The sequence below is a fragment of the Klebsiella sp. RCJ4 genome (assembly GCF_009025755.1).
GTDB classification, from domain to species: Bacteria; Pseudomonadota; Gammaproteobacteria; order Enterobacterales; family Enterobacteriaceae; genus Klebsiella; species Klebsiella michiganensis.
This window is the reverse complement of sequence record NZ_WCIN01000037.1, coordinates 44370-71346: the sequence shown is the minus strand read 5'-3', so window position 1 is coordinate 71346 and position 26977 is coordinate 44370. Positions and strand designations below refer to the sequence as shown.

At 57.6% G+C, this 26977-nt stretch carries 20 protein-coding genes; 9 read left to right on the top strand and 11 right to left on the bottom strand.

Annotated features, from left to right (window positions below; genetic code table 11):
• Positions 1-145 precede the first annotated feature (145 nt).
• From F8562_RS13825 to pepA, 4 genes are all read right to left on the bottom strand, one after another.
• Positions 146-649: a GNAT family N-acetyltransferase gene (locus F8562_RS13825; protein ID WP_004098126.1), complete on the bottom strand. Its 504-nt coding sequence runs from the start codon at positions 647-649 to the stop codon at positions 146-148.
• Between the two features lie 122 nt (positions 650-771).
• Positions 772-3627 carry a valine--tRNA ligase gene (locus F8562_RS13820; protein ID WP_004098127.1) on the bottom strand — a complete coding sequence of 952 codons (2856 nt, stop codon included), beginning with the start codon at positions 3625-3627 and terminating at the stop codon, positions 772-774.
• Positions 3627-4070 (bottom strand): DNA polymerase III subunit chi, encoded by a 444-nt coding sequence (gene holC / locus F8562_RS13815; RefSeq protein WP_004098129.1) that lies wholly within the window; start codon positions 4068-4070, stop codon positions 3627-3629. Before holC ends, F8562_RS13820 begins: the two co-directional genes overlap by 1 nt.
• A gap of 122 nt (positions 4071-4192) precedes the next feature.
• Complete coding sequence (gene pepA, locus F8562_RS13810) at positions 4193-5704, bottom strand: leucyl aminopeptidase (RefSeq protein WP_014837224.1); 1512 nt, start codon at positions 5702-5704, stop codon at positions 4193-4195.
• Between the two features lie 393 nt (positions 5705-6097).
• On the opposite strand from pepA, the gene lptF reads away from it, so the two are divergent.
• Positions 6098-7195: an LPS export ABC transporter permease LptF gene (gene lptF, locus F8562_RS13805; RefSeq protein WP_004098132.1), complete on the top strand. Its 1098-nt coding sequence runs from the start codon at positions 6098-6100 to the stop codon at positions 7193-7195.
• Positions 7195-8277: an LPS export ABC transporter permease LptG gene (gene lptG, locus F8562_RS13800; RefSeq protein WP_014227676.1), complete on the top strand. Its 1083-nt coding sequence runs from the start codon at positions 7195-7197 to the stop codon at positions 8275-8277. Before lptF ends, lptG begins: the two co-directional genes overlap by 1 nt.
• A gap of 41 nt (positions 8278-8318) precedes the next feature.
• Here lptG and F8562_RS13795 read toward each other — a convergent pair whose 3' ends face one another.
• Positions 8319-9821, bottom strand: coding sequence for a helicase HerA-like C-terminal domain-containing protein (locus F8562_RS13795; protein ID WP_014227677.1), 1503 nt, complete (start codon positions 9819-9821; stop codon positions 8319-8321).
• Positions 9822-9907: 86 nt separating this feature from the next.
• On the bottom strand, positions 9908-10729 hold the full coding sequence (locus F8562_RS13790; protein WP_014837225.1) for a TIM barrel protein: 822 nt from the start codon (positions 10727-10729) through the stop codon (positions 9908-9910).
• A 361-nt stretch (positions 10730-11090) separates the two neighbouring features.
• Between F8562_RS13790 and F8562_RS13785 the strand changes: the two genes are divergently transcribed.
• Both F8562_RS13785 and iolB read left to right on the top strand, forming a co-directional pair.
• Positions 11091-12596 (top strand): CoA-acylating methylmalonate-semialdehyde dehydrogenase, encoded by a 1506-nt coding sequence (locus F8562_RS13785; protein WP_094909398.1) that lies wholly within the window; start codon positions 11091-11093, stop codon positions 12594-12596.
• An 18-nt stretch (positions 12597-12614) separates the two neighbouring features.
• A complete protein-coding gene (iolB, locus tag F8562_RS13780; protein WP_014227680.1) occupies positions 12615-13424 on the top strand; it encodes a 5-deoxy-glucuronate isomerase in 810 nt (269 codons plus the stop codon).
• Positions 13425-13620: 196 nt separating this feature from the next.
• On the opposite strand, the gene F8562_RS13775 is transcribed toward iolB, so the two are convergent.
• Both F8562_RS13775 and F8562_RS13770 read right to left on the bottom strand, forming a co-directional pair.
• Entirely contained in the window at positions 13621-14478 is an 858-nt protein-coding gene (locus F8562_RS13775) for a MurR/RpiR family transcriptional regulator (RefSeq protein ID WP_004098142.1), read from the bottom strand.
• Positions 14479-14629: 151 nt separating this feature from the next.
• Positions 14630-16543 carry a bifunctional 5-dehydro-2-deoxygluconokinase/5-dehydro-2-deoxyphosphogluconate aldolase gene (locus F8562_RS13770; protein WP_014837227.1) on the bottom strand — a complete coding sequence of 638 codons (1914 nt, stop codon included), beginning with the start codon at positions 16541-16543 and terminating at the stop codon, positions 14630-14632.
• A gap of 525 nt (positions 16544-17068) precedes the next feature.
• Between F8562_RS13770 and iolD the strand changes: the two genes are divergently transcribed.
• The 5 genes from iolD (at position 17069) to F8562_RS13745 (ending at position 23590) form a co-directional block, all read left to right on the top strand.
• A complete protein-coding gene (gene iolD, locus F8562_RS13765) occupies positions 17069-19009 on the top strand; it encodes a 3D-(3,5/4)-trihydroxycyclohexane-1,2-dione acylhydrolase (decyclizing) (protein WP_014227682.1) in 1941 nt (646 codons plus the stop codon).
• 48 nt (positions 19010-19057) lie between these two features.
• A complete protein-coding gene (locus tag F8562_RS13760; protein ID WP_004098145.1) occupies positions 19058-20071 on the top strand; it encodes a Gfo/Idh/MocA family protein in 1014 nt (337 codons plus the stop codon).
• Positions 20072-20112: 41 nt separating this feature from the next.
• On the top strand, positions 20113-20997 hold the full coding sequence (locus tag F8562_RS13755) for a sugar phosphate isomerase/epimerase family protein (RefSeq protein WP_004098146.1): 885 nt from the start codon (positions 20113-20115) through the stop codon (positions 20995-20997).
• 25 nt (positions 20998-21022) lie between these two features.
• Complete coding sequence (gene iolE, locus F8562_RS13750; protein WP_004098147.1) at positions 21023-21922, top strand: myo-inosose-2 dehydratase; 900 nt, start codon at positions 21023-21025, stop codon at positions 21920-21922.
• A gap of 168 nt (positions 21923-22090) precedes the next feature.
• Positions 22091-23590: a sugar porter family MFS transporter gene (locus F8562_RS13745; RefSeq protein ID WP_014837228.1), complete on the top strand. Its 1500-nt coding sequence runs from the start codon at positions 22091-22093 to the stop codon at positions 23588-23590.
• 176 nt (positions 23591-23766) lie between these two features.
• Here F8562_RS13745 and F8562_RS13740 read toward each other — a convergent pair whose 3' ends face one another.
• From F8562_RS13740 to F8562_RS13730, 3 genes are read right to left on the bottom strand one after another with little or no spacing between them, the layout of a single operon-like run.
• The gene (locus tag F8562_RS13740; RefSeq protein ID WP_014837229.1) at positions 23767-25077 is read right to left on the bottom strand and encodes an ABC transporter substrate-binding protein; all 1311 of its coding nucleotides are present in this window, start codon (positions 25075-25077) and stop codon (positions 23767-23769) included.
• Positions 25070-26143 carry an ABC transporter ATP-binding protein gene (locus tag F8562_RS13735; protein ID WP_014227685.1) on the bottom strand — a complete coding sequence of 358 codons (1074 nt, stop codon included), beginning with the start codon at positions 26141-26143 and terminating at the stop codon, positions 25070-25072. The genes F8562_RS13740 and F8562_RS13735 overlap by 8 nt, the downstream gene beginning before the upstream one ends.
• Positions 26144-26148: 5 nt before the next feature.
• Complete coding sequence (locus F8562_RS13730; RefSeq protein ID WP_004117574.1) at positions 26149-26973, bottom strand: phosphodiesterase; 825 nt, start codon at positions 26971-26973, stop codon at positions 26149-26151.
• Positions 26974-26977: the final 4 nt, after the last annotated feature.

Genomic DNA, 26977 nt, shown 5'->3' with positions numbered 1-26977 from the left:
TATCCTGAGCAAAGCCTGCCGCGGCGGCAGGCGAAAAGATCCAATGCTCGAAGAGTGTATTAGCGAAAACGTGCGGTGAATAACGCTCTTTTTGCATGAAAACCATGCATTTTTTCGATTAATCAACGTCGCCGTTTTGCGGGCGCTACAGCACTTTCAACATCCTGACTTCGCAGTCAACATGGCCGGTGCAGCCCAGCGGCTCAGCAATATGCTCGAAGCCGAGGTGCTCATATAAACCGACCGCTTCTTTCAGGAAGGCGGTGGTTTCCAGATAGCAGCGTTTGAATCCCTGCTCGCGGGCGTAATCAAGGGCCATCAGCGCCAGCTTTTTCGCCAGCCCCTGGCCGCGCGCGGAGGTCATAAAATACATTTTTTGTAGTTCGCAGATATCGGGCTCGCTGCAGGAGAGCGGTGCCACGCCGCCGCCGCCCACCACTTCACCATTCTGCTCAACGACCCAATAGGCGGAACCCGGCTGGCTATAAAGCTCATAGAGTTCATCCAGATTCGGATCGGCTACCGTATAGCCTTTGTCGGCGGTCAGACCATATTCAGCGGAGACCTGGCGGATAACAGCGGCAATCGCCGGATTATCATTAGCCGTGATGCGGCGCAGGGTTAGCGGTAGGGTTGCGCTCGTATTCATGTGAAGACTCATTGCAAAATAATGACGGATAATGTTGTTAATAACACTGCGGGAGGGGAGAGTGCAAGCGAGGATCTTTCACAGAAAACGCCCCTTATCCGAATGGATAAGGGGCGAGTGAATTACAGCGCGGCGATAATCGCCTGCTGCTCAATCAGCTTCGCTTTTGCTTCCGCGTAACCTTCCAGCTTCTCACGCTCTTTGGCGATCACCGCTTCCGGCGCGCGCGCCACAAAGCCTTCGTTGGAGAGTTTGCTTTCGATGCGGCCAATCTCGCCTTCGATTTTGGTCACCTCTTTAGCGAGGCGCGCCAGCTCATCTTCTTTATTGATGAGGCCAGCCATCGGGATCAGCAGCTCGGCGCCGTCGATAATTTTGGTCACGGAAACCGGACCTTTATCATCGGCAGGCAGTACGGTGATGCTCTCCAGACGCGCCAGGTTCAGCAGGAAGCTGCGGTTGTCGTTCACGCGACGAATCGCGGCTTCGCTGCAGCCGCGCAGCAGCAGCTCCAGCGGCTTGCCTGGGGCGATGTTCATTTCCGCACGGATGTTACGCACGGCGACGATCGCCTGCTTCAGCCATTCGGTATCGGCCAGCGCCGCTTCGTCAACCTGAGACGCATCGTACTGCGGGAACGGCTGCAGCATGATGGTATCGGCAGTGATACCGCAAATGACCTTCACGCGCTGCCAGATGGTCTCGGTGATGAACGGAATAATCGGGTGCGCCAGGCGCAGCAGACCTTCCAGAACGGTCACCAGCGTGTGACGGGTGCCGCGCAGCTCAGACTCGGAACCGCCGTTCATTACCGGCTTGGTTAGCTCCAGATACCAGTCGCAGAACTGGTTCCAGGTGAACTCGTACAGAATGCCTGCGGCAATATCGAAGCGGAAGCCGTCGAGCGCCTCGCGGTAGGCTTTGATGGTCTGGTTGAATTCCGCCAGGATCCAGCGGTCCGCCAGCGACAGGGTCATCTCGCCGCCGTTAAAGCCGCAATCCTGATCTTCGGTATTCATCAGCACAAAGCGGCTGGCGTTCCACAGCTTGTTGCAGAAGTTACGGTAACCTTCCAGACGCTTCATATCCCAGTTGATATCGCGGCCGGTAGAGGCCAGCGCCGCCAGGGTAAAGCGCAGGGCGTCGGTACCGTGCGGCTCAATGCCGTTCGGGAACTGCTTCTCGGTGCGTTTAGCGATTTTTTCCGCCAGCTGCGGCTGCATCATGTTACCGGTGCGTTTTTCCAGCAGCTCCGGCAGGGAAATGCCGTCGACCATATCCAGCGGGTCGATAACGTTGCCCTTCGATTTGGACATCTTCTGGCCTTCGTCATCGCGGATCAAACCGGTCATATAGACGGTTTTAAACGGCACCTGCGGCTTGCCGTTTTCATCTTTGATGAAGTGCATGGTCATCATGATCATGCGGGCAATCCAGAAGAAGATGATGTCGAAGCCGGAAACCATCACGCTGGTCGGGTGGAACTGACGCAGGGCATCGGTGTTTTCCGGCCAGCCGAGGGTGGAGAAGGTCCACAGCGCGGAGGAGAACCAGGTATCGAGAACGTCTTCGTCCTGGCGCAGCGCCACGTCGGCGCCCAGGTTATTTTCCTGACGCACTTCGTCTTCGGTGCGGCCAACGTAGACGTTGCCGTCGTTGTCGTACCATGCCGGGATGCGGTGACCCCACCACAGCTGGCGGGAGATACACCAGTCCTGAATATCGCGCATCCAGGAGAAGTACATGTTTTCGTACTGCTTCGGCACGAACTGGATGTCGCCGTTCTCCACCGCTTCAACCGCCGGTTTAGCCAGCACGTCGGCGCGGACGTACCACTGGTCGGTCAGCATCGGCTCAATTACCACGCCGCCGCGGTCGCCGTACGGAACGGTCAGATCGTGCGGTTTAATCTCGTCCAGCAGGCCCAGGGCGTCGATAGCGGCAACCACCGCTTTACGCGCGGCAAAGCGCTCCAGCTTCTGGAACTCCGCCGGGATGGCGTTTGAGTAGACATCGGACTCGTTGCCTTTGGTGTCGTAAACTTCCGCGGTTTCGCGGATGTCGCCGTCAAAGGTCAGGATGTTGATCATCGGCAGCGCATGACGCTTGCCCACTTCATAGTCGTTAAAGTCGTGTGCCGGGGTGATCTTCACGCAGCCGGTGCCCTTTTCCATATCGGCGTGTTCATCGCCCACAATCGGAATGCGGCGGTCAACCAGCGGCAGGATCACGAATTTGCCGATAAGGTCTTTATAGCGCGGATCTTCCGGGTTAACGGCCACGCCGGTATCGCCCAGCACGGTCTCCGGACGGGTGGTGGCGACGACCAGATAATCTTTACCGTCAGCGGTTTTCGCGCCGTCGGCCAGCGGATAGCGGATATGCCACATCGAGCCTTTAGACTCGCGGTTTTCCACTTCCAGATCGGAGATGGCGGTGCGCAGTTTCGGGTCCCAGTTGACCAGGCGCTTGCCGCGGTAGATCAGATCTTCTTTGTACAGGCGGACAAAGACTTCTTTTACGGCGTTGGACAGGCCTTCGTCCATGGTGAAGCGCTCGCGCTCCCAGTCCACGGAGTTGCCCAGGCGGCGCATCTGACGGGTAATGGTGCCGCCGGATTCCGCTTTCCACTGCCAGATTTTATCGATAAAGGCGTCGCGACCGTAGTCGTGGCGGGTTTTACCTTCTTCGGCGGCAATCTTACGCTCAACCACCATCTGGGTAGCGATACCCGCGTGGTCGGTACCGGCCTGCCACAGGGTGTTTTTACCCTGCATGCGCTGGTAGCGAATCATGGTATCCATGATGGTTTGCTGGAAGGCATGACCCATATGCAAACTGCCGGTGACGTTCGGCGGCGGGATCATGATGCAGAAACTTTCCTGGCTTTCGTCGCCATTGGGTTTGAAATAGCCCTGCTTTTCCCAGTGCTCGTAAAGCGGCTGTTCGATATCTTGGGGGTTGTATGTCTTTTCCATTATTTCCAGGTTGCCGTGTTCAGGTTGAAACCAGCCATGCGGTACGCTTTATAGCGTTCGCGCGCCAGTTGTTTCAAAGAATCTTCATAAGGGACGAAGTCTATCACTTCTGTGAAAGCGGTGGCAAAATCTGCAAAGTTTAGCCGCAGGCTAATCAGAATATCCCGCGGGCTGCTGTTGCGCTTTTGCGGCCAGGCAATCTCCACCGGCGCGCCGCCGCGCGGACCTTCTCCCGCCAGATTATGCGGAACGAAACTTTCCGCGGGTCGAGCCCAGAGCGCTTCGTCCAGACGAATGGCCTGCTGCTCATCTTCACAGGCGATGAGTACCCGCTTGCCGCTGCGCCAACGTTCTGCGGCAATGTCACACACCAGTTGTTCAACGGCGCTCAGGCCGTCTTGTTGCGTATCATTGTCCAGAAGATAGAACGTTGCGTTTTTCATATATGGGGCTTCTTGTGGTGACTTTAAATGCTTAAGCCGGGCGGCGCTACGCTGACCCGGCCTATAAACGGCATCTTTTCGTTGGCCCGGCAAGCGTAACGCCGCCGGGCATCAGACGGCAATTACTCTTCGCCGGTAAATCCGGCGCGGTTGAGCAGGAACTGCGACAGCATCGCCACCGGACGACCGGTCGCGCCTTTGGCTTTCCCGGAACGCCACGCGGTACCGGCGATATCCAGGTGCGCCCAGTTGTACTTGCGGGTAAAGCGCGCCAGGAAGCAGCCCGCGGTAATCGCCCCGCCGGGACGGCCGCCGATATTGGCCATATCCGCAAAGTTAGACTCCAGCTGCTCCTGGAACTCGTCGCCGAGCGGCAGACGCCATGCGCGATCGCCCGCCAGTTCGGACGCACCGATCAGCTCGTGGGCCAGCGGGTTGTGGTTCGACATCAGACCGGTGATGTGATGGCCCAGCGCAATCACGCAGGCGCCGGTCAGCGTGGCCACGTCGATAACGGTTTCCGGCTCGAAGCGCTCAACGTAGGTCAGCACATCGCACAGCACCAGACGCCCTTCGGCATCGGTGTTCAGCACTTCCACCGTTTGCCCGGACATCGTGGTCAACACGTCGCCTGGACGATAGGCGCGGCCGCCCGGCATGTTTTCACATCCGGCCAGCACGCCGACAACGTTCAGCGGTAGCTGAAGTTCGGCAACCATACGCATCACGCCGTACACCGCCGCCGCGCCGCACATGTCGTATTTCATCTCGTCCATGCCTTCGGAAGGCTTGATGGAGATGCCGCCGGAGTCAAAGGTCAGACCTTTACCCACCAGCACGATAGGGCGCGCGTCTTCCGCCGGGTTGCCTTTATATTCGATAACCGACATCAGCGATTCATTTTGCGAACCGTTGCCGACCGCCAGATAAGAGTTCATTCCCAGCTCTTTCATCTGCTGTTCGCCGATAACGCGGGTAATGACGTTCTTACTGTAGGTATCGGCCAGCTGGCGCGCCTGAGAGGCCAGATAGGCGGCATTACAGATGTTTGGCGGCATATTGCCGAGATCTTTCGCCGCTTTGATGCCGGCACCAATCGCCAGACCGTGCTGAATAGCGCGTTCGCCGCTGGTCAGCTCGCGACGGGTTGGGACGTTGAAGACCATTTTACGCAGCGGGCGACGCGGCTCGCTTTTGTTGGTTTTCAACTGGTCAAAGCTGTACAGCGTCTCTTTGGCGGTCTCGACCGCCTGACGCACTTTCCAGTAGTTATTGCGGCCTTTGACGTGCAGCTCGGTCAGGAAGCAGACGGCTTCCATTGAGCCGGTATCATTCAGCGTATTGATTGTTTTCTGAATGACCTGCTTGTACTGACGTTCATCCAGCTCGCGCTCTTTGCCGCAACCAATAAGCAGAATGCGCTCTGACAGAATGTTCGGCACATGGTGCAGCAATAAAGTCTGGCCAGGTTTGCCTTCCAGCTCGCCGCGACGCAGCAGGGCGCTGATATAACCGTCGCTAATTTTATCAAGCTGTTCGGCGATGGGGGAGAGGCGACGTGGTTCAAAGACGCCGACCACGATACAGGCGCTCCGCTGCTTCTCCGGGCTACCGCTTTTTACACTGAACTCCATGCACTATGCTCCTGAATCTTAAAGACAACAGTGGTGGCTACAGATATACTCGTCGTCTTTCAAGTTGCAGATGCGTTGGCTGCGCCTGCTCACCCCTGTCACTTACCTGATGTAAGCTCCGGGGCTTCACAGTCTTGCCGCCTGCCTGCAACTCGAAATCCATAGAGTATAGAAATTGAAAGCTTTCGTAACTCATGTCCGCTGTTGTGGTGACTTCGTGTTAATCTTAACGTTATTACGGCCTTGGTTCGTCAGAAAAGATCCTGATACGCAGAACCAGCGAGTCATTTAATCTTAGCGATGTTTTCGACGACCAAAGAGAATAAATGACGTTTAAGCCATGAAACAAGCAATTTTCCTGCAATAAAACGGGTTTTTACGGGCGTATTTATAGTGATAATCATAAGATATCTGGTTCGTGAGACGCTGAAAAGCCAGTTGGCGATCCTATTCATCCTGCTGCTCATTTTCTTTTGTCAGAAACTGGTCAGGATCCTCGGCGCGGCTGTTGATGGCGATATCCCGACAAATCTGGTGCTCTCGCTGTTAGGGCTGGGCGTACCTGAAATGGCGCAGCTTATTCTGCCCCTGAGTTTATTCCTCGGGCTGCTGATGACGCTGGGCAAACTGTATACCGAAAGCGAAATTACGGTGATGCACGCCTGCGGCCTGAGTAAAGCCGTGCTGGTGAAAGCCGCCATGATCCTGGCGCTCTTTACGGGCGTCGTCGCGGCGGTCAACGTGATGTGGGCCGGCCCCTGGTCTTCTCGTCACCAGGATGAAGTGCTGGCGGAAGCGAAAGCGAACCCCGGCATGGCGGCGCTGGCTCAGGGCCAGTTCCAGCAGGCCAGCGACGGCAGCGCGGTGCTGTTTATTGAGAACGTCAACGGCAACCGCTTCAGCGACGTTTTCCTTGCTCAGCTGCGGCCGCGAGGCAACGCGCGCCCGTCGGTGGTGGTCGCGGATACCGGCGAGCTCTCGCTGCGTAAAGACGGCTCGCAGGTGGTGACCATGAATCAGGGCACCCGCTTTGAAGGCACCGCGATGCTGCGCGACTTCCGCATTACCGACTTCAAAAACTATCAGGCGATAGTCGGCCATCAGGCGGTGGCTTCCGACCCGAACGATACCGAGCAGATGGATATGCGCACCCTGTGGCATACCGATACCGATCGCGCCCGGGCGGAGCTGCACTGGCGCTTCACGCTGGTGGCAACGGTGTTCATCATGGCCCTGATGGTGGTGCCGCTCAGCGTGGTGAACCCGCGCCAGGGCCGCGTGCTGTCGATGCTGCCGGCGATGCTGCTCTATCTGGTGTTCTTCCTGCTGCAAACGTCGATTAAATCGAGCGGCGGTAAAGGCAAAATGGATCCGATGGTCTGGATGTGGGCGGTAAACCTGCTCTATTTCGCGTTGGCCGTGCTGTTGAACCTGTGGGATACGGTGCCGATGCGCCGCTTCCGTGCCCGTTTTAACAAAGGAGCGGCGTGATGCAGGCGTTTGGGGTACTTGACCGTTATATCGGTAAGACGATTTTCAATACCATCATGATGACCCTGTTCATGCTGGTTTCCCTCTCGGGCATCATCAAGTTTGTCGACCAGCTGAAAAAGGCCGGGCAGGGCAACTATGATGCGCTGGGGGCCGGAATCTACACGATTCTCAGCGTGCCGAAAGATATCCAAATCTTCTTCCCGATGGCGGCGCTGCTCGGCGCGCTGCTGGGGCTGGGGATGCTGGCGCAGCGCAGCGAACTGGTGGTGATGCAGGCTTCCGGCTTTACCCGTTTGCAGGTGGCGCTGTCGGTGATGAAAACCGCGATTCCGCTGGTGCTGCTGACCATGGCGATGGGCGAGTGGGTTGCCCCGCAGGGCGAGCAGATGGCGCGTAACTATCGTGCTCAGCAGATGTACGGCGGTTCGCTGCTTTCCACTCAGCAGGGGCTATGGGCGAAAGACGGCCATAACTTTGTGTATATCGAGCGGGTAAAAGGCAACGATGAGCTGGGCGGGGTGAGCATTTACGCCTTTAACGACCAGCGCCGCTTGCAGTCCGTTCGCTATGCCGCTTCGGCAAAGTTCGACACCGAGAATAAGCTCTGGCGACTGTCGCAGGTGGATGAATCCAACCTGACTGACCCGAAACAGGTCACCGGAACGCAGACGGTCAGCGGGACCTGGAAGACCAACCTGACGCCGGACAAGCTCGGCGTGGTGGCGCTGGACCCGGACGCGCTGTCCATCAGCGGCCTGCACAACTATGTTACCTATCTGAAGTCCAGCGGTCAGGATCCGGGCCGCTATCAGCTCAATATGTGGAGCAAAATCTTCCAGCCGCTGTCGGTGGCGGTGATGATGCTGATGGCGCTGTCGTTTATCTTCGGCCCGCTGCGTAGCGTACCGATGGGCGTCAGAGTGGTGACCGGGATCAGCTTCGGCTTTATCTTCTACGTGCTGGACCAGATTTTCGGCCCGCTCACCCTGGTGTACGGCATTCCGCCGATTATCGGCGCGCTGTTGCCGAGCGCCAGCTTCTTCTTGCTGAGCCTCTGGCTGATGATGCGTAAAACCTGACGTCACGCGCCCCCTTCCTGAAGTCAGAAAGGGGGCTTTTTTTAGCGTTTCCGCCCGCCAAGTAAGCTTCCCAGCATTCCCCTGACTATCTGGTTGGTGACCTGACGCACCGCGCTCCTGGCCGCCGTTTGCACAATGCCGTCGCGTTTGCCGCCGCGCGGCCCGGTGGTGCCGAACAGAATGTCTTTGAGCCCGCCGAGCAGACCGTCGTCATCGCCGTTTTGCTGGCCTTTTGCGGGCGGTGATTGCTGCTGCTCCGTTGTGCTCTGAACGCCCTGTTGCAGCATTTCAAAGGCCGATTCACGGTCGATCTCTTCTTCATATTTTCCGTACAGCGCCGAGTGGTTAAGCAGCCCGTTACGTTCGTCATCGGTGACCGGCCCCATACGCGAGCAGGGGGCGATAACCATCGCGCGTTCCACTATCGAAGGGCTGCCTTTCTCATCAAGAAAGGAGATCAGCGCCTCGCCGGTGCCCAGCTCCTGGATCGCCTGTTCGGTACTGAACGCGGGATTCGCGCGCATGGTCTGCGCGGCGGTTTTTACCGCTTTTTGGTCTTTCGGCGTGAAGGCGCGCAGGGCGTGCTGCACGCGATTACCCAGCTGACCGAGAACCGCATCGGGAATGTCCGCCGGGTTTTGTGAAACAAAATAGACCCCGACGGCTTTAGAACGAATCAGGCGAATGACCTGCTCGATTTTATCCAGCAGCACCTGCGGCGCATCGTTAAACAGCAGATGCGCTTCATCAAAGAAAAAGACCAGCTTTGGCTTCTCCTGGTCACCGGCCTCCGGCAGGCGTTCGTAAAGCTCGGAGAGCATCCACAGCAAGCTGGCGGCGTACAGCTTCGGCATCTGGTAAAGCTTTTCGGCGCTCAGGATATTAATCACCCCTTTACCCTCAGCGTCGACGCGCATCCAGTCCTGGATATCGAGCATAGGTTCGCCGAAAAAGTGCTCCGCGCCCTGCTGCTCCAGGGTTAATAATCCGCGCTGAATCGCCCCAACGGAGGCGCTGCTGATGTTGCCGTACTGGTTCTGAAACGCTTTGGCGTTGTCGCCAATGTATTGGGTTATAGCGCGCAGGTCTTTAAAGTCGAGCAGCAGCAGCCCGCGATCGTCGGCGATACGGAAGATGATATTCAGCACCCCGGACTGAACCTCATTGAGGTTGAGCAGGCGAGCCAGCAGCAGCGGCCCGAGATCGGAAACCGTGGCGCGAACCGGGTGGCCTTTTTCGCCAAAAATATCCCATAGCACCACCGGATTGGCGTGCGGCTGCCAGTCCGTTGCGCCGATTTTTTCCAGACGCGCCTGCAGCTTTTCCGAACTTTGGCCCGACTCGGCGATACCGGTGAGGTCGCCTTTCACATCGGCCATAAATACCGGAACGCCGATTTCCGAGAAAGACTCCGCCAGCTTTTGCAGAGTGACGGTTTTACCGGTCCCCGTGGCGCCGGTAATCAAGCCGTGGCGGTTGGCCATAGCGGGCAGTAAATGCAGCTGTTTATCCAGCGTGCGTGCAATCAGCAGAGGTGAGCTCATGAGCGATTTCTCCATTTATCCTGCTGCGAGTATAGGCAACCTGATAGCAAAAGGAGGGAAATCACGCGCACCTTCGCTTATTCACGTCAGGCGCAGTGGCGCTGAATTAACGCGATGCTCTGTTCGATTTCGCGGCGGATATCGTCTTCGCTCCAGTTTGCCAATTCCGGCGCGAAGGGTTCGAACGCATACACGCCCTGATAGCCGCGCGCCTCCAGGTTTTTGACCTGCTCGCAGCTTTGCAGCTGGTCTTTTGCGCTCAGCATGATGCGCTCATTGTCGGTAAGGGCTTCGCGCGGGCGGGTATCCTCTACGCCGGAAAGATGGACCAGACCGATTTCGCCGATATCCACCTGGTTAAACTCCTGCTCCGCCTGCGGATAAAGATGATGATGGAAGGTATCTATCAGCAGCTTAAACGGCACCCGCGCGTCGTGGATCAGCGTTTGCGCCTGCGCCGAGGAGCGGAGCGAGCTCTGCGGGAAACCGAGCGGCTCCACCAGCCCCTGAATACCGTAGAAGGCGAATAGCGGCGCCAGGTCACGCAGGGCGTTAAGGGTTTCGCTCGCCGGAACCTCGGTACCATCGTTCAGCGGGCACAGCACCAGCGATTTGGCGCCAACGGCTTTGGCTTCTTTCAGCAATGACTCCGTCAGGCTACGAACCTCTGCGGTGCGGCAGTTGAAGGGGTAGACCGCATTGATAGTGAGGATCTCAATATGGTAGCGGTCAGCCAGCTCTCGCACCTGCTGGTGGCTCAGGTCGTCGGTTACTTTTCCGCTGGGGAGGTCGTTACGTAGCTCGACTTTGTTCAACCCCAGGCTGTTCACCAGCCGGAAAAAGGCCTCAATGCTGAGTGACGGGGCGATCTTGCGGTTGATGCAGAAACGTTGCGATGCAATAGCCATTTTGACTCTCCAGAAATGTAGGGATCGGATTCGTTCGAATGCCTCATAGTCAAAACATTTATTCCAAAATTAGCAATGTATGAAATGGTGATTTTTTGAGCCGACTCGCAAAATATTTTTCTGCTGCGTTTTAAAGAGCACGGGTTGCAGGTGGTGCTAAATCTCAACTCTTTTTATCGTGCTTTAGTCCGCAAGCCGGCAATTTCTTACACGAAATTGCGACCATCATCACCAAAATAGAATTTCACTAGCTATCAATATTGAAATATTAATTTCATTTTACTACGGTTACAGCACAGCAGATCCAGTAATGGGCCGTACTGCGTTGGCCCCCGATACCCCATACAGATGAGGCGAGAGCATGACTATCACAGGAAACTTTATTGGCGGGAAAACCGTTACCAGCGGCAGCAGCAAAACAATGCCGGTTTTCGACCCCGCGACGGGCAAAGTGGTCAGCGAAGTCACGTTATCGACCGCGCAGGAAGTCTCTGACGCCATTCAGGTGGCGCGTGATGCTTTTGAAAGCTGGTCGCGCACCACGCCGCTGCGCCGCGCCCGCGTGATGTTCAATTTTAAAATGTTACTGGAACAGCACGCTGAAGAGCTGGCGGGGATTATCGTCAGCGAACACGGTAAAGTGTTTTCCGACGCGATGGGGGAGCTGACGCGCGGCATGGAAGTCGTTGAGTTTGCCTGCGGTATTCCGCACCTGATCAAAGGGGAGTTCTCATCGGATGTCGGCACCGGCGTTGATAGCTATTCTCTGATGCAGCCGCTGGGCGTGGTGGCGGGCATTACGCCGTTCAACTTCCCGGCGATGGTACCGATGTGGATGTTCCCGCTGGCGCTGGCCTGCGGCAACAGCTTTGTCCTGAAGCCGCCAGCGCTGGCGCCTACTGCCGCGGTGCGTTTGGCGGAATTGCTGAAACAAGCGGGTCTGCCGGATGGCGTCTTTAACGTCGTGCACTGCAGCAACGAAGATGCCGAGCAGCTATACCGGGACCCGCGGATCGCGGCGGTAAGCTTTGTCGGATCTTCCGGCGTGGCGGAGCATATTTATAAAACCGCCAGCGCTTATGGCAAGCGGGTACAGGCGTTTGGCGCGGCGAAAAACCACGCGATTGTGATGCCGGATGCCGATCTTGATGCCACCGTGAATGCCATTATGGGCGGCGCGTTCGGCTCGGCGGGCGAGCGCTGCATGGCGCTGCCGGTGGTGGTCGCCGTGGGTGATGAAACGGCGGATAAACTGATTGCGCGCCTGAAGCCGCTGGTGGAATCCCTGAAGGTTGGGCCGGGCTGTATGCGCGGAAAAGAAGAGAACGAAATGGGGCCGGTCGTCTCCGATACCCATCAGAAAAAAGTGCTGGGATATATTGATAAAGGGGTCAGCGAGGGGGCGACGCTGGTGGTTGACGGACGCAAGCCGCAGGTGCCCGGGTTTGAAGAGGGATACTATGTCGGCGGAACGCTGTTCGACAACGTCACGCCGGAGATGACTATCTGGCGCGAAGAGATTTTTGGCCCGGTGCTGGGGATTGTTCGCGTGGCGGATTACCACAGCGCGCTGGAGCTGGTGAACAGCCATGAGTTCGGCAACGGTAGCGCCGTCTTTACCAGCAACGGCCACACCGCGCGAGAATTTGTCCATGATGTCCAGGCCGGAATGGTTGGGGTCAACGTACCGGTACCCGTTCCCATGGCCTTCCATAGCTTTGGCGGCTGGAAACGCTCCGTATTCGGCGCACTGAACGTCCATGGCCCGGACGGCGTGCGCTTCTATACGCGTATGAAAACCGCCACCGTCCGCTGGCCGCAGGGTCAGCAAACCGTATCTGAATTCAGTATGCCGACGTTAGGCTAATCGGCGAAGGAGAGCGCCATGTCTTTACTGGCTAAAGCAAAAAAAGAAGGGCAGATTCAGCACATCACCCCGCAGAGCGCGGGGTGGAAGTACATTGGTTTTGATGTCTGGATGTTAAAGAAAGGGCAAACCGTCACCCTGGAAAGCGGCGATCGCGAACTGTGCCTGGTGCTGGTTGCCGGCCTGGCTTCGGTAAAAACCACGCAGGCGGATTTTCCGAACCTCGGCCAGCGTATGTCGCCGTTTGAGCGGACGCCGCCCTGGTCAGTCTACGTGCCGCCGCAGGATAAAGTCGAAGTGACTGCGGATTCAGACCTCGAGCTGGCCGTATGCAGCGCCCCGGGTAAAGGAACCTTCCCTGCACGGGTTATCTCCCCGCAGGACGTGGGCGTAGAGCATCGCGGTAAAGGGCGTAACCAGCGGCTGGTGCACAATATTCTGCCGGATAGCGCGCAGGCGGACTGCCTGCTGGTGGTGGAGGTTTACACCGACGAAGGGGCGACCAGCTCATGGCCGTCGCACAAGCACGACACGGCGCTGCCGGGACAGGAAACCCAGCTGGAAGAGACCTACTATCACCGTTTCGATCCGCCGCAGGGTTTTGCCTTCCAGCGCGTCTATACCGATGACCGCAGCCTTGATGCATGCATGGCTCCCTACAACCACGATGTGGTCATGGTGCCGCGCGGCTATCATCCGGTGGCGGCGATTGCCGGATATGACAGCTACTATCTGAACGTGATGGCCGGCCCGGATCGCAAATGGATGTTTACCTGGGAAGAGGATCACGCGTGGATCAATAGCCCTGATTATCCCCGCCACGATTAGCATCGGTTGAGGATAAAAAGGCCGGTTAGCCATGCTTACCGGCCTTTTTGATCCTGTTACCCGAATAAGATCGTCGTCGCAATTCTGCCATATCCCCGGCTCGCGCTGCGCTTAGCCGGGCTACGGGTTTACCGTCGTCTGCGGACAAGTAGCCCGGATAAGACGTTTACGTCGCCATCCGGGAATAATGAAAAGCTTAAGCCAGCTGCTTCGTCTCTGCATCTTTGCTGCTGTTCAGCGCCAGCGAGACCGCCAGCGTTTGAGCCAGGCACAGCGAGGCCACCTGCGAGCGGAAACCATCAACCTGCGCCTCGCGCACCACAAAGCAGACGTCGCTGAAGGCCGCCAGCGGGCTGACCTGGCTGTCGGTAATCGCTATCTGCCGTGCTTTACGCTGCGCGCCGAGCTCCACCAGTTCAACCACTTCCCGCGCATACGGAGAGAAGCTCACCGCCACCACGACATCTTTCGGCCCGACCAGGCTGAGCTGCTCGGTAAACATGCCGCCCAGACCGTCAATCAGGAACGCTTTACGGTCCAGATGGCGCAGGGCGTAGGTCAGATAGGAGGCGACGCTAAAGGAGCGGCGCAGGCCAATAACGTAGATATTCTCAGCTTCCGCCAGCAGCGCGACCGCGCGCTGCAGATCGTCGCCGGAGGTCTGCATCGCCAGCTGCTGCAGCGCCTGGGTATTGACCATGGTGAACATATTCAGGATTTCGGTCGGCGTTTCCGGCGGGGTTGCGTCATCCGTGGTGGTCTGGCGGAACAGACGCGCGCGCTCGGTATAGTTAGCCGTCTCTTCCATCAGGTGCTGCTTGAACATCTGCTTCATTTCGTTGAAGCCGCTAAAACCAAAGGCGTTAGCGAAGCGGATCAGCGTGGAAGGGGGGACGTCAGCTTGTTGCGCGATAGAGGCCACGGTGTCGAAAGCCACGCTATTGCTGTTATCGAGAATATAGCGGGCTACCTGTTTCAGGCGTTTGCTTAACGTGTCGTAGCGACGCCTGATTTCATCCTGCAAGATGGTAAGTTGGGTCGGATTATTGGCCATAGATTGCGCTCTGAGAAAATGAAAGGAATATAATTTCCAGTGTATCAAATGAAGCGAATTTTTCATTTACTACGATGAAATACGCGATTCATTTCACGAAGATCCAGAAAAAAGCCCGCATCTTCTGAAGAGGATGCGGGCCTGGGCGGAATCAGCCGCGGGCTTCTCGCCAGTAGCCGATGAGCGTGAGGTAGTTGCGTTTCACTTCGTTAATCAGCGCCTCGTCGCTGAGCTCTCCCTGCATCCAGCGCCGTGAAGGCTGGCCAAAAATGGTGCGTCCTACGGCAAAACCTTTGATCATCGGATGCTTCGCCGCTTCGGCAAAACCGGCGCGCAGACGGTCCGAAGGGGCGTCCAGGCCGAGGATTAAGATCCCGCGGCACCAGCTATCTTCGCGCGCGATCAGTTTGCCAATCCTTTCCCATTCCGCGCTCGACAGCGGCGGCAGCTTCCACCAGTCCGGCTGGATGCCCAGCTGATAGAAGTGCTCCAGCATGTCGTGGTAGTGGCGTTCATCTTTATCCGGGCCGTTTTCCGGCAGAATAATTTCCAGCAGCAGCTCATGCCCGGACTTGTTGCACGCCTGCCAGACCTCCAGCAGCAGCGCATCCTGTTCGGCGCGCAGCTCGGCCGGATCGGCCGGATGATAGAAGACCAGGCATTTCACCACGTGCTCCAGCGGCCAGTCGATCAGCTGGGAACCGATGTTGCCATGTTCCAGACGCAGCGGGCGCGAGCTCGGCATTTCAATCGGTCGACCAATCCACCAGCCCTTGCCGGTGATGGCATTGAGCGAGCGCTGGCCGTAGGTGCCATCGGCGAGGATGCCGCTGCGACCGTCAAGACCGGCTTCGTCTGCGGCGGCTTCCGCGGCCGCCAGCAGCAGCAGCTTCAGCTGCGGAATGCAGGATTCATCACGCCCGGTTTCCAGCGCCAGATCTGCCAGCTGTTTACGGTGGTCAAAGGCGAAAATGCACAGCTCCGGCCACGCCTGGCGGCGGCTGGTGACGCGATGGAGATGGTTGAGACGATCGTCGATATCCGGACGCGGCACCGATTCTGCCCGCGACAGATAGTCGTCAAGCTCGGCTTTGGTCGGCATTGCGGGTGCGCAGCCGTGGCGTGAAACCACCAGCGCGCCGCAGGCGTTAGCGTAGCGGCAGGCCTGCTCCCAGCCTTCATCGTTAAGCCAGCCGCGCAGCAGGCCGGACATAAAGGCATCGCCCGCGCCCAGGACGTTAAGCACGTCTACGCGTACGCCCTGCTGCAGCGGCACGCTATCCCAGCTGTCGGGAATAGCGCCTTCCAGCACCACGCAGCCCATCGGACCGCGCTTGCAAACCAGCGTCGCTTTCGTGGCGTTACGCACGTTTTTCAGCGCGGTCAGGGTATCGGTGCTGCCGCCGGCAATATGAAACTCCTCTTCTGTCCCCACCACTAAATCGAACAGATGCAGGACTTCCTGCAGCTGGCTGGTCACCTGGCCGGATTCAATGAAACGCGTTTCACCGTCTCCTAAAGACGTTAACCCCCAAAGCACCGGACGATAGTCGATATCCAGCGCGGTACGCAGGCCGTGACGGCGGGCGTACTCCAGCGCCTTCAGCACCGCTTCGCGCGTGTTAGAGTGCGAAAGGTGGGTGCCGGTTACCGCCAGCGCCCGGGAAGAGGCGATGTACTCTTCCTTAATATCTTCTGGCGAAAGGGCCATATCGGCGCAGTTATCGCGGTAAAAAATCAGCGGAAACGTCTCCTGATCTTTAATCCCCAGCATCACTAACGCCGTCAGGCGCTGCTTATCGGTGATCAGATATTCGGTATCGACGCCGGCGCGGCTCAGGGTTTCGCGTAGAAAACGACCATTATGCTCATCGCCCACGCGAGCGAGCATTGCCGATTTTAATCCCTGAATGGCGGTGCCGAAGGCGACGTTGCCGGAAGAGCCACCCAGGTATTTAGAAAAACTGGCGACATCTTCCAGCCTCGCGCCAATCTGCTGGGCATAGAGATCGACTGCCACCCGGCCAATACAGATGACGTCGAGTCGCTTTACTGCTGCATTCATAGCTAGGGTTTCCTTTTGCATTTCTGCTGTACGGAAGAGTCGGGATACCGACAGCGTCTCCGAAAACAGCCTGAGGGTTATTGGTTATCTCTAGTTTGAGAAATAAATATTTCATTTGCAAACTAGATCGAAATTAAAAAACCAAAAATGTGAGGGATATACCACTATGCCGCGCTGAGCCTCATTCTGCCTCGGATCCTGGGCTGCGGCTGAAAGTTGAACCAGAGCCCTTTTAGATGCGGTCTTTACCTATGATTTTTAAGGGGATATTAAGAGGTGGGCCGCGTAATTTGCGCGTTATCCCGTATACAGGATGCGAATGAAACGGGTGAAATGCATAGAGAGTTTGATCGCTCTCGCAAAATGAAATATTTCTTCTGTATTTCTATTTAATGAAAAAAATGTTTGCCTATAATCCAGAAGTATTCCAGTGACGTTAACGATTTCCCTGACTCATCGCTGTATCGCTGGGCAGGGCAAAACGCGAACCCACACGCAAATACTGAACAATAAGGATTGGGCAACATGGGCAAACTGAGACTGACAATGGCGCAGGCGCTGGTGAAGTTCCTGGATAACCAGTACCTGGAAGTCGATGGCGAAGAGCATAAGTTCGTCAAAGGCATCTTTGCTATCTTTGGCCACGGCAACGTGTTGGGAATGGGTCAGGCCCTTGAACAAGATAGCGGTGAAATGCGGGTCTATCAGGGGCGTAACGAGCAAGGGATGGCGCATGTCGCCACCGGTTTTGCCAGACAGTCCCTGCGTCGTCAGATTATTGCCTGCACCTCCTCCATTGGCCCCGGCGCGGCGAACATGATTACCGCTGCCGCCACCGCGACCGCCAACCGCATCCCGCTGCTGCTGCTGCCGGGCGATGTGTTTGCGACCCGCCAGCCTGACCCGGTGCTGCAGCAAATCGAACAGAGCCACGATCTCAGCATTACCACTAACGACGCGTTTCGCGCGGTGAGTAAATATTGGGATCGCATCACCCGTCCGGAACAGCTGATGAGCGCCTGCATCAACGCCATGCGCGTGTTGACCGACCCGGCGGAAACCGGTGCGGTCACGCTCTGTCTGCCGCAGGATGTCCAGGGCGAAGCCTGGGATTATCCGGAATCCTTCTTTACCCGCCGGGTACACCGCCTTGATCGCCGTCCGGCCAGCGCCGCGCAGCTGGCGGATGCCGTGGCGGCGATTAAAGCCAGCCGTAAGCCGCTGATCGTCTGCGGCGGCGGGGTGAAATACTCCGGCGCCGGCGAGGCGTTGACCCGTTTTGCCGAGCGCTACGGCGTGCCGTTTGCCGAAACTCAGGCGGGTAAAGGCAGCGTTGTCTCTTCGCATCCGTATAACGTGGGCGGCGTCGGCGAAACCGGCTGCCTGGCGGCGAACCTGCTGGCGAAAGAGGCGGATCTGGTCATCGGTCTCGGCACGCGTTTCAGCGATTTCACCACCTCGTCAAAATGGATTTTCCAGCACCCGGGCGTGCGCTTCCTCAATATTAACGTCAGCAACTTCGACGCCTGGAAGCTGGATGGCATCCCGATGCTGGCGGATGCTCGCGAAGCCCTCACTGCCCTGGACGACGCCCTGTCCGGCGAATCCTGGCAGGCTGGCTGGGGCGAGCAGATTGAAAGCGTGCAGAGCCGCCAGCTGAAAGAGACCCAGCGCGTTTACCAGGCGGTCTGGCAGGAAACCGCTTTCGTCCCGGAAATCGACGACCATCTGGATCGGGAATCGGTGTATCGCGAATTTCGCCAGATAACCGACTCCACCCTGACGCAAAGCAGCGTCCTTGGCGTACTCAACGAAACGCTGCCGGCGGATGCGGTGATTGTGGCGGCGGCAGGTAGCCTGCCGGGAGACCTGCAGCGCGTCTGGCGCAACCGGGCCACCAACACCTATCACGTGGAATACGGCTACTCCTGCATGGGGTACGAAGTCAGCGCCGCGCTGGGCGTGAAGTTAGCCCAACCGCAAAGCGAGGTCTATTCGCTGGTCGGCGACGGCTCGTTCATGATGCTGCACTCCGAGCTGGTGACCTCCCTGCAGGAGCGCGCGAAGATCAACATCGTGTTGCTCGACAACATGGCCAACGGCTGCATTAACAACCTGCAAATGGAGCACGGTATGGACAGCTTCGGCACCGAGTTCCGCTTCCGCTGCGCCGAATCGGGCCAGCTGCAGGGCGGCCTGGTGCCGGTAGATTTCGCCACCGTCGCTGCCGGCTACGGCTGCAAAACCTGGCGCGTCACGACGCTAGAAGAACTACGCCACGCGCTGGACGCCGCGCGCCGCGAAACCGTCAGCACCCTGATAGACATTAAAGTGCTGCCGAAAACCATGGTGCACAAATACGGCAGCTGGTGGAACGTCGGCGTCGCGCAGTCTGCGCTCTCCGAGCGGATCCGCAAGGTGGCGCAAATGATCAATGAAAAACGCGCTCAGGCGCGGGATTACTAAAACAGAACACAAACCCTGAACCCTACAAATCTCGGGAGAAAACCAACTATGTCACTCAAATTAGGTGTCATCGGTGCCGGCGCTATCGGTAAAGAGCATATCCGTCGTTGCACTCAGGTACTGCAGGGAGCCACGGTAGTGGCGGTTTCGGATATCAACGAAGAGAACGCCCGCGCCGCGGTTGCGCTGCCGGGCGTGCACGCCGAAGTGTACGCCGACGGTCATGACGTGATTAAGGCCAGCGATGTGGACGCTATTCTGGTCACCTCATGGGATCCCACCCACGAAGAGTACACCCTGGCCGCCATCGCCGCCGGGAAGCCGGTGTTCTGCGAGAAGCCGCTGGCGATGAGCGCGGAAGGCTGCCGCCGTATCGTTGATGCGGAAATGAAGGCCGGTCGCCGCCTGGTGCAGGTTGGATTTATGCGCCCTTACGACGAAGGCTATCTGGCGCTGAAAAAAGTGATCGATGACGGCGACATCGGCGCGCCGCTGATGCTGCGCTGCGCGCACCGCAACCAGTCGGTGGGCGAGGATTACATCACCAACATGGCGATCACCAACACCCTGATTCACGAACTGGACGTTCTGCGCTGGCTGCTGAATGACGACTATGTTTCCGTGCAGGTGCGCTTCCCGCGCTCCACGTCCCACACCCACGCGCGCCTGAAAGACCCGCAGATCGTGTCGTTTGAAACCAAAAAAGGCACGCTGATCGACGTGGAAGTCTTCGTGAACTGCCAGTACGGCTACGACATCCAGTGTGAAGTGGTAGGGGAAACCGGGATTGCCCGCCTGCCTGAGCCGTCGGCTGTGCAAATGCGCAAAGCCGCTAACCTGTCGACCGCTATCCTGACCGACTGGAAGGATCGCTTTATCAAAGCGTATGACGTTGAACTACAGGCCTTTATCAATGATGTTCAGGCCGGCCAGCTGCACGGCCCATCGGCGTGGGATGGCTACGCGGCGTCCGTTGCTGCCGACGCCTGTATCAAAGCCCAGGAAACCAGCGAGCCGGTTGAGGTGACGCTGCCGGAATGCCCGGCATTCTACAAACGCTAATCCCGCTTTGCTGACGGAACTTCTTTGCACAGGTAACGACGATGAAAATTGCTTTTGACGTTGATGTCATTAAAGACCTCGGGGTAACCCGAATGGTCCATCAGGTGGCGGAGTGGGGCTACAAGTACATTGAGCAATCGCCGCACCCGCAGATCAACCCGTTCTACAAGCACCCGCGCGCCAGCCGGGAAATTATGGCTGAGTACAAGCAGGCGCTGCGCGATACCGGCGTGGAGCTCTCCTCGTTTATCTGCGTCTACCGCTGGTCCGGTCCGGATGAGCTGCGCCGTCAGGCGGCAGTGAAAAACTGGAAACGGCTGATCGAAATCGCGGTTGAAATGGGTGTACAGGTGATCAACACCGAGTTCTCCGGCGATCCTAACCAGCCCGAGATTTGCGATGAGATGTTCTATCGCTCCATGGAAGAGCTGCTGCCGATATTTGAGCGCGAAGGCATCCGCGTTGAAATTCAGGCACATCCGTGGGACTTCTGCGAAGAGAACAACGAAACCGTCGATATCGTGAAGTCGTTCCGCAGCGATAACGTTAAGTACGTTTACAGCGTCCCGCACACCTTCTTCTATGACAAAGGCGTGGGCGACGTTGAGAAGATGCTGCGCTACGCGGGAAGCGATCTCTCCCATGTGCTGATCGCGGATACCCGCAACCATACAAAACACTGCCGCTATATCGTTAACCCACCGGGCGTAGATGCCGTCGTTCACCAGCACGTGGGCGTCGGAGAAGGGGATGTTGATTTCGACGCGCTGTTCCGCACTCTACGCGATATGAAATTTGCCGAGCAGACCTTCAAGGTCGGCGGTGAGCCGATTGTGGCCACCTCGCTGTTCGGCTACCCGGAAAAGATGAAATACCAGGCAGTGGAAACCCGTGAACTCATCGAACGTGAATTGCTGCGCCGGTAAGGCGCAGCGGCAGGAGCCCCCTACTATGAACAAAGATAACGTAAAACTGGCTATCGCCCCGATTGGCTGGACTAACGACGATATGCCGGAGCTGGGCAGCGAGAATACTTTCCAGCAAATCGTCAGCGAAATGGCGCTGGCGGGCTTTACCGGCAGCGAAGTCGGCAGCAAATATCCACGCGATCCGGCGGTTCTCAAGCCGATGCTGGATATCCGCGGCATTCAGATTTGCAACGCCTGGTTCAGCACCTTTTTTGCTAACGGCCAGCGGGAAAAGACCATTGATGAATTCGTTAACCACATGAATTTCCTGCATGCTATGGGCGCGAAAGTGATCGGCTGCTCTGAGCAGAGCGGCAGCATCCAGGGGCTGGAAAAGCCCATCCTGGAGAATGCGAAACCGTGCTTTAGCGAAGAAGAGTGGCAGCGGGTGGCGGAAGGCTATAACACCCTCGGTCGCCTGGCGGCGGAAAAGGGCATGCAGGTTTGTCTGCACCACCATATGGGCACCGGTATCCAGACGACGGCAGAGATCGACAAGTTTATGTCGCTGGTGGATGACAAAGTCTTCCTGCTCTACGACACCGGACACGCCTGGTATTCCGAAGGCGGCGAAGAGCCGATGCTGGCGATTCTGAAAAAATATCTGCCGCGCATTAACCACGTGCACCTGAAAGACGTGCGTCCGCCGGTGATCGAGCAGGTGCGTCGCGAAGGGCTCTCCTTCCTGGACGGCGTGAAGAAGGGGACCTTCACCGTGCCGGGCGACGGCGTCATTGATTTCCGTCCGGTGTTCAAGCTGCTGGACGAGCATGGCTATAAAGGCTGGATGGTGGTTGAGGCCGAGCAGGATCCGGCGCTGGCCAACCCATTCGAATACGCCGTAAAAGCGCGCAAATATATCCGCGAGACGGCAGGAATCTAATCGTTGTTTTATTTTCAGGCCATACGTCGTATGGCCTGCTTTTTTTACCCCATCACTCAGCAGTAGCTCAAGACGTAGAACGAAAACAACACGTCGGTGAGGCCTCGGCCTCTGCATTCAGACTAGAGCAAATCTTCCCTCAAACAAGGCGGGTTACTGGAGTCTATTATGTCTAAGGAACAATATCTTACACTCAATAAAGCGTCGGGACCGAATAGCGAGACCCCGACAACGCCCTTTGTAAAAGTTGTCGCCCTGATCGCGACGCTTGGCGGTTTACTTTTTGGCTATGATACCGGGGTGATTTCCGGTGCCTTACTCTTTATGGGCACCGAGCTTCATCTTACTCCCTTTACCACCGGTCTGGTCACCAGCTCGCTGCTATTCGGTGCCGCCTTTGGCGCGCTGCTTTCTGGCAATCTGGCGAATGCAGCGGGCAGAAAGAAAATTATTCTGTGGCTGGCGGTGCTTTTTGCCATCGGCGCGATAGGCACCTCTATGGCGCCGGACGTTAACTGGATGATTTTCTTTCGCCTTATTCTCGGCGTGGCGGTCGGCGGGGCGGCGGCCACCGTTCCGGTCTATATTGCCGAGATAGCTCCCGCGAATAAGCGCGGACAGCTGGTTACTTTGCAGGAGCTGATGATCGTATCCGGTCAGCTGCTGGCCTATATTTCTAATGCCACGTTCCATGAAGTCTGGGGCGGGGAAAGCACCTGGCGCTGGATGCTGGCGGTGGCGACGCTACCCGCCGTGCTGCTCTGGTTTGGCATGATGTTTATGCCGGATTCACCGCGCTGGTACGCGATGAAAGGGCGCCTGGCGGAAGCCCGTCGCGTGCTTGAGCGCACCCGGCATAAAGATGATGTTGAGTGGGAGCTGCTGGAGATCACCGAAACGCTGGATGAGCAGCGCAATCTCGGTAAGCCCCGGTTCAGCGAGATTATGACCCCGTGGTTGTTCAAGCTGTTTATGATCGGTATTGGTATAGCGGTTATCCAACAGCTTACCGGTGTAAATACCATTATGTACTATGCTCCCACGGTACTGACCTCGGTTGGTATGACTGATAATGCCGCGCTGTTTGCCACTATCGCCAATGGCGTAGTCTCAGTATTGATGACATTCGTTGGCATCTGGATGCTTGGCAAAATTGGCCGTCGCCCGATGACCATGATTGGTCAGTTTGGCTGCACCGCTTGCCTGGTCTTTATCGGTGCGGTCAGCTATCTGCTGCCGGAGACGGTTAACGGCCAGCCTGATGCGCTGCGCGCCTATATGGTTCTGGCAGGGATGTTACTGTTTCTGAGCTTTCAGCAGGGGGCGCTATCGCCAGTGACCTGGCTGCTCATGTCGGAAATATTTCCAACTCGCCTGCGCGGTATTTTTATGGGGGGGGCGGTATTTTCAATGTGGATTGCCAACTTCCTGATCTCCCTGTTCTTCCCGATACTGCTGGCGTGGTTAGGGCTTTCAGGCACCTTCTTTATCTTCGCCGGTATTGGCGTATTTGGCGCGATATTCGTAATTAAATGCGTACCGGAAACCCGCCACCGTAGTCTTGAACAAATCGAGCACTATCTGCGGGATAAGCTGGACACCAGTGAAGAAGGGCAGGCCGCCAGGGCCCGGCGAATAGTGGCTGAATCGCAGGCGGATAAAGTGTAAGGCTGATTGCCAACGGTATCTGCAATGCTGGAGCGGTGCTCAGCGGTCTGCACGGTCCGGGCTAACGAGCCGTATCGAACGAACCCCTCCCCTTGAAAAGGGGGAGGGGGCACACTGCTTCCGTACGGTATTGCAGAAGATACCTCAGCTATCTGCGGGGATAGTGAGGGAAAGGCCTACTTCACTTCCGCCAGCGCGGTCTTATCGACGTAGGGCTTCATCAGCGCATCGGCCTCCTTCTGCGCCGCCTGCACCGCGGCTTCCGGGGTGACTTTGGCATCGTTGACCACCGCGGCCAGCTGGTTTTCCATCGCTTTACGCACGGCAACGGTCTCCCAGGTGGAGTACCACGGATGGGCATACTTCAGCTGTTCGAGGGCGATAGCCGCGCGCGGATCCTGCTGCAGATACGCCTTCATTTCCGGCGTATCGTAGGCGGCCTTACGCGGGGAGAAGTAGCCGGTAAAGCGGCTCCAGGCGCCGTTGACCTGCGGGCTCACCAGATACGTCAGGAACTGATACGCCGCTTTTTTCTGCGCGTCGTTGATGCCCTTGAAGCTCACCAGGCTGGCGCCGCCGATCGGTACCGCGCGCTGCTCTTTGGCCGGCAGCATCGCCACGCCCAGCTCAAAATCTTTGCTGTTCTCGCGCATAAAGCCCAGCGCGCCGGTGCTCAGCATCGCCATCCCGACTTTGCCGGAGAAGAAGCTGGCGCCGATCTGTTTCGAATTCAGCACGCCGGAAGGCATGACTTTGTCTTTATAGACCAGGTTCTGCCAGAAGCGCAGGGCGCCGATGGTGGTTGGCGTGTTGTAATAGACTTCGCCCGGATAGTCCTCGTTAAAGTATTTTCCGCCGTTGGCGCGCACCAGCGCCGAGAAGATCCAGCCGCCGTAATCATCGTTGGTCGACGGCAGCATGATCCCCCACTGGCCTTTGCTTTCGTCGGTCAGCTTTCTGGCGTCCGCCAGCAGCTCGGCCCAGGTTTGCGGCGGCTGTTTGATCCCGGCCCGATCGAACATCGTTTTGTTGTAGTAGAGGATCGGCGTCGAGTTATGGAACGGGATCGCATAGGTGGTGCCCATCACCTGGGCGTTTTTATGCATTGCGGGCCAGAAGGCCTTCACCAGGAAATCCCCCGCTTTTTGATCGCCATACTGGAACAGCTCGTCCATCGGCAGGATCTCATCCTTCAGCGCCAGATCGGTGGTGAAGTTAGCGGACATAATCACCAGCGCGGGCGGCTGCCCGGCCTTCTGCGCCGATTCGGCTTTGATCTTGGTGGTGTCGTAGTTGCCGGTAAAGATCCCGCGCACTTCGACATCCTGCTGCGACTCGTTGAATTGCTTAATGACGCGGGTCATCTCCATGGTCAGCTTGCCGTCCACCGGCGCCGGAAACATGAAGTCGATCTTCTCTTTCGCCAGCGCCGCGCCGCTCAGGGCAAGGCTGAGCCCAACCGCGAGAGCGGTGAGAGGTTTAAACATGGTCTGTCTCCATCAGTAAATTATGCTGTTTCTCAGCATGAAAAAGATGCACATCGGCAGGTGAAAAGCCGAGGATCAGCGAATCGCCTTTCTCCGGCACCGCGCCGCGATGGCGACGGCTAAAGCGTAGGGTGCCGATGGGGGTGCTGACGTGGAGCAAATAATCGGCTCCCATCAGTTCTCGTTGCAGCACGGTGGCGGGCAGGCGCAGATGGCTCTCCTCCACGCGGTCGCTGATATGTTCCGGGCGAATGCCTAACCACACCCGGGATTCTTCACGGTAGCGCGGCGGCAGCGGATAGCGCAACTCACCCAGTAATACCTCACCATCAGCGCAGGGCAGTGAGAGCAGATTCATCGCCGGAGATCCGATAAACCCGGCGACAAACAGGTTGGCCGGGTTGGCGTACAGATACTCCGGTCGCCCGACCTGCTGTACGTGGCCGCCGTTCATCACCACGATGCGGTCGGCCATCGACATCGCTTCCGTCTGGTCATGGGTGACGTAGACAGTGCTGGTTCTGAGCTGCTGGTGGAGGTCCATAATGCTGTCGCGCACTTCGCTACGCAGGCGGGCGTCGAGGTTGGAGAGCGGCTCATCCATCAGGAACAGGCGCGGATTGCGCACAATCGCCCGCGCCATCGCCACCCGCTGCCGCTGGCCGCCGGAGAGCTTCGCCGGTTTGCGATCGAGCAGGGTATCCAGCTGCAGCATCTGCGCGACTTTATCCACCCGCGGCTGCCAGCTGGTCTTCTCCTCTTTGCGCACCTTCATGCCGAAGGTGATGTTGTCGCGCACCGACAGGTGCGGAAACAGCGCATAGTTCTGGAAGATCATCGCGAAGTTGCGCTCTCTGGGCGACATTTCGGTGATGTTCTCATCGTGCAGCCAGATCTCCCCCTCGCTGACCGGCTCCAGCCCGGCGAGCAGGCGCAGCAGGGTGCTTTTACCGCAGCCGGACGGGCCCACCAGCACCACGAATTCCCCTTCGCGAATATCCAGCGACAGGGCGCTGAGGGCCGGTTTACCGTCAAACTGTTTACTGATGTTTTGCAGACTAAGCATGGCGTTTAGCAATCTTCCGTTGGGCAGCTGATATTTTCGTCGTACATCCACGGTCCGGCGTAATGGGTCAGAGGATGCTGATAGCTCACCCACTGCTCGTCGACCTGGCGATGCATCAGGCACGACGCCGGAGAGAGGTCGTAATACGGACGGGTATCTTCATGAAAATAGGGCACCTGGTGGACGGTTCCCGGGATGGTGGAGATGATGGCCTGGCGATACTGGGTCATGGTCAGGCTGTGGTTATGGCCGCAGAAAATGCGCGTCAGCGACGGGAAACGCTCAACCAGCGCCAGCAGACGATGGCCGTTTTCGCAGGCGATAGGGTCCATCTGCGCGTTGCCCAGCGGCAGCGGCGGATGATGCATAAACACCGTCGCCGGTTTATCGCCGCCATCAAACAGCTGGGCTTCCAGCCACTTGATGGTTTCCTCGGTCAGCCAGCCTTTCGACGTACCCGCCCGGCTGGAGTCGATAAACAGCAGGCGAGTGGCAAAATCGTCTACCGCGTAGTGCATGTTTTGCGCGTCGCGGCCGAGTTGCGGGCACAGCGGATGCAGGTATTCCAGAAACAGCGCTTTATCGTCGTGGTTGCCGGGAATGAGATACAGCGGATAGTTCAGGCTGCCGAGGATCTGGCGGGCGACCTCATACTCTTCCGGGCGGCCGCAGTTGACGATATCGCCGCTCACCACCACCGCGTCCGGACGCTCCTGCAGGGCATTCAGCTGGGAGACGACGTCGGCATTGGCGGCGTTGACGTCAATAAAGCCGTACAGCTTCTGGCCGCGGCTGCGGAAATGGGTATCGGAAATTTGCGCTAACAGCATGAAG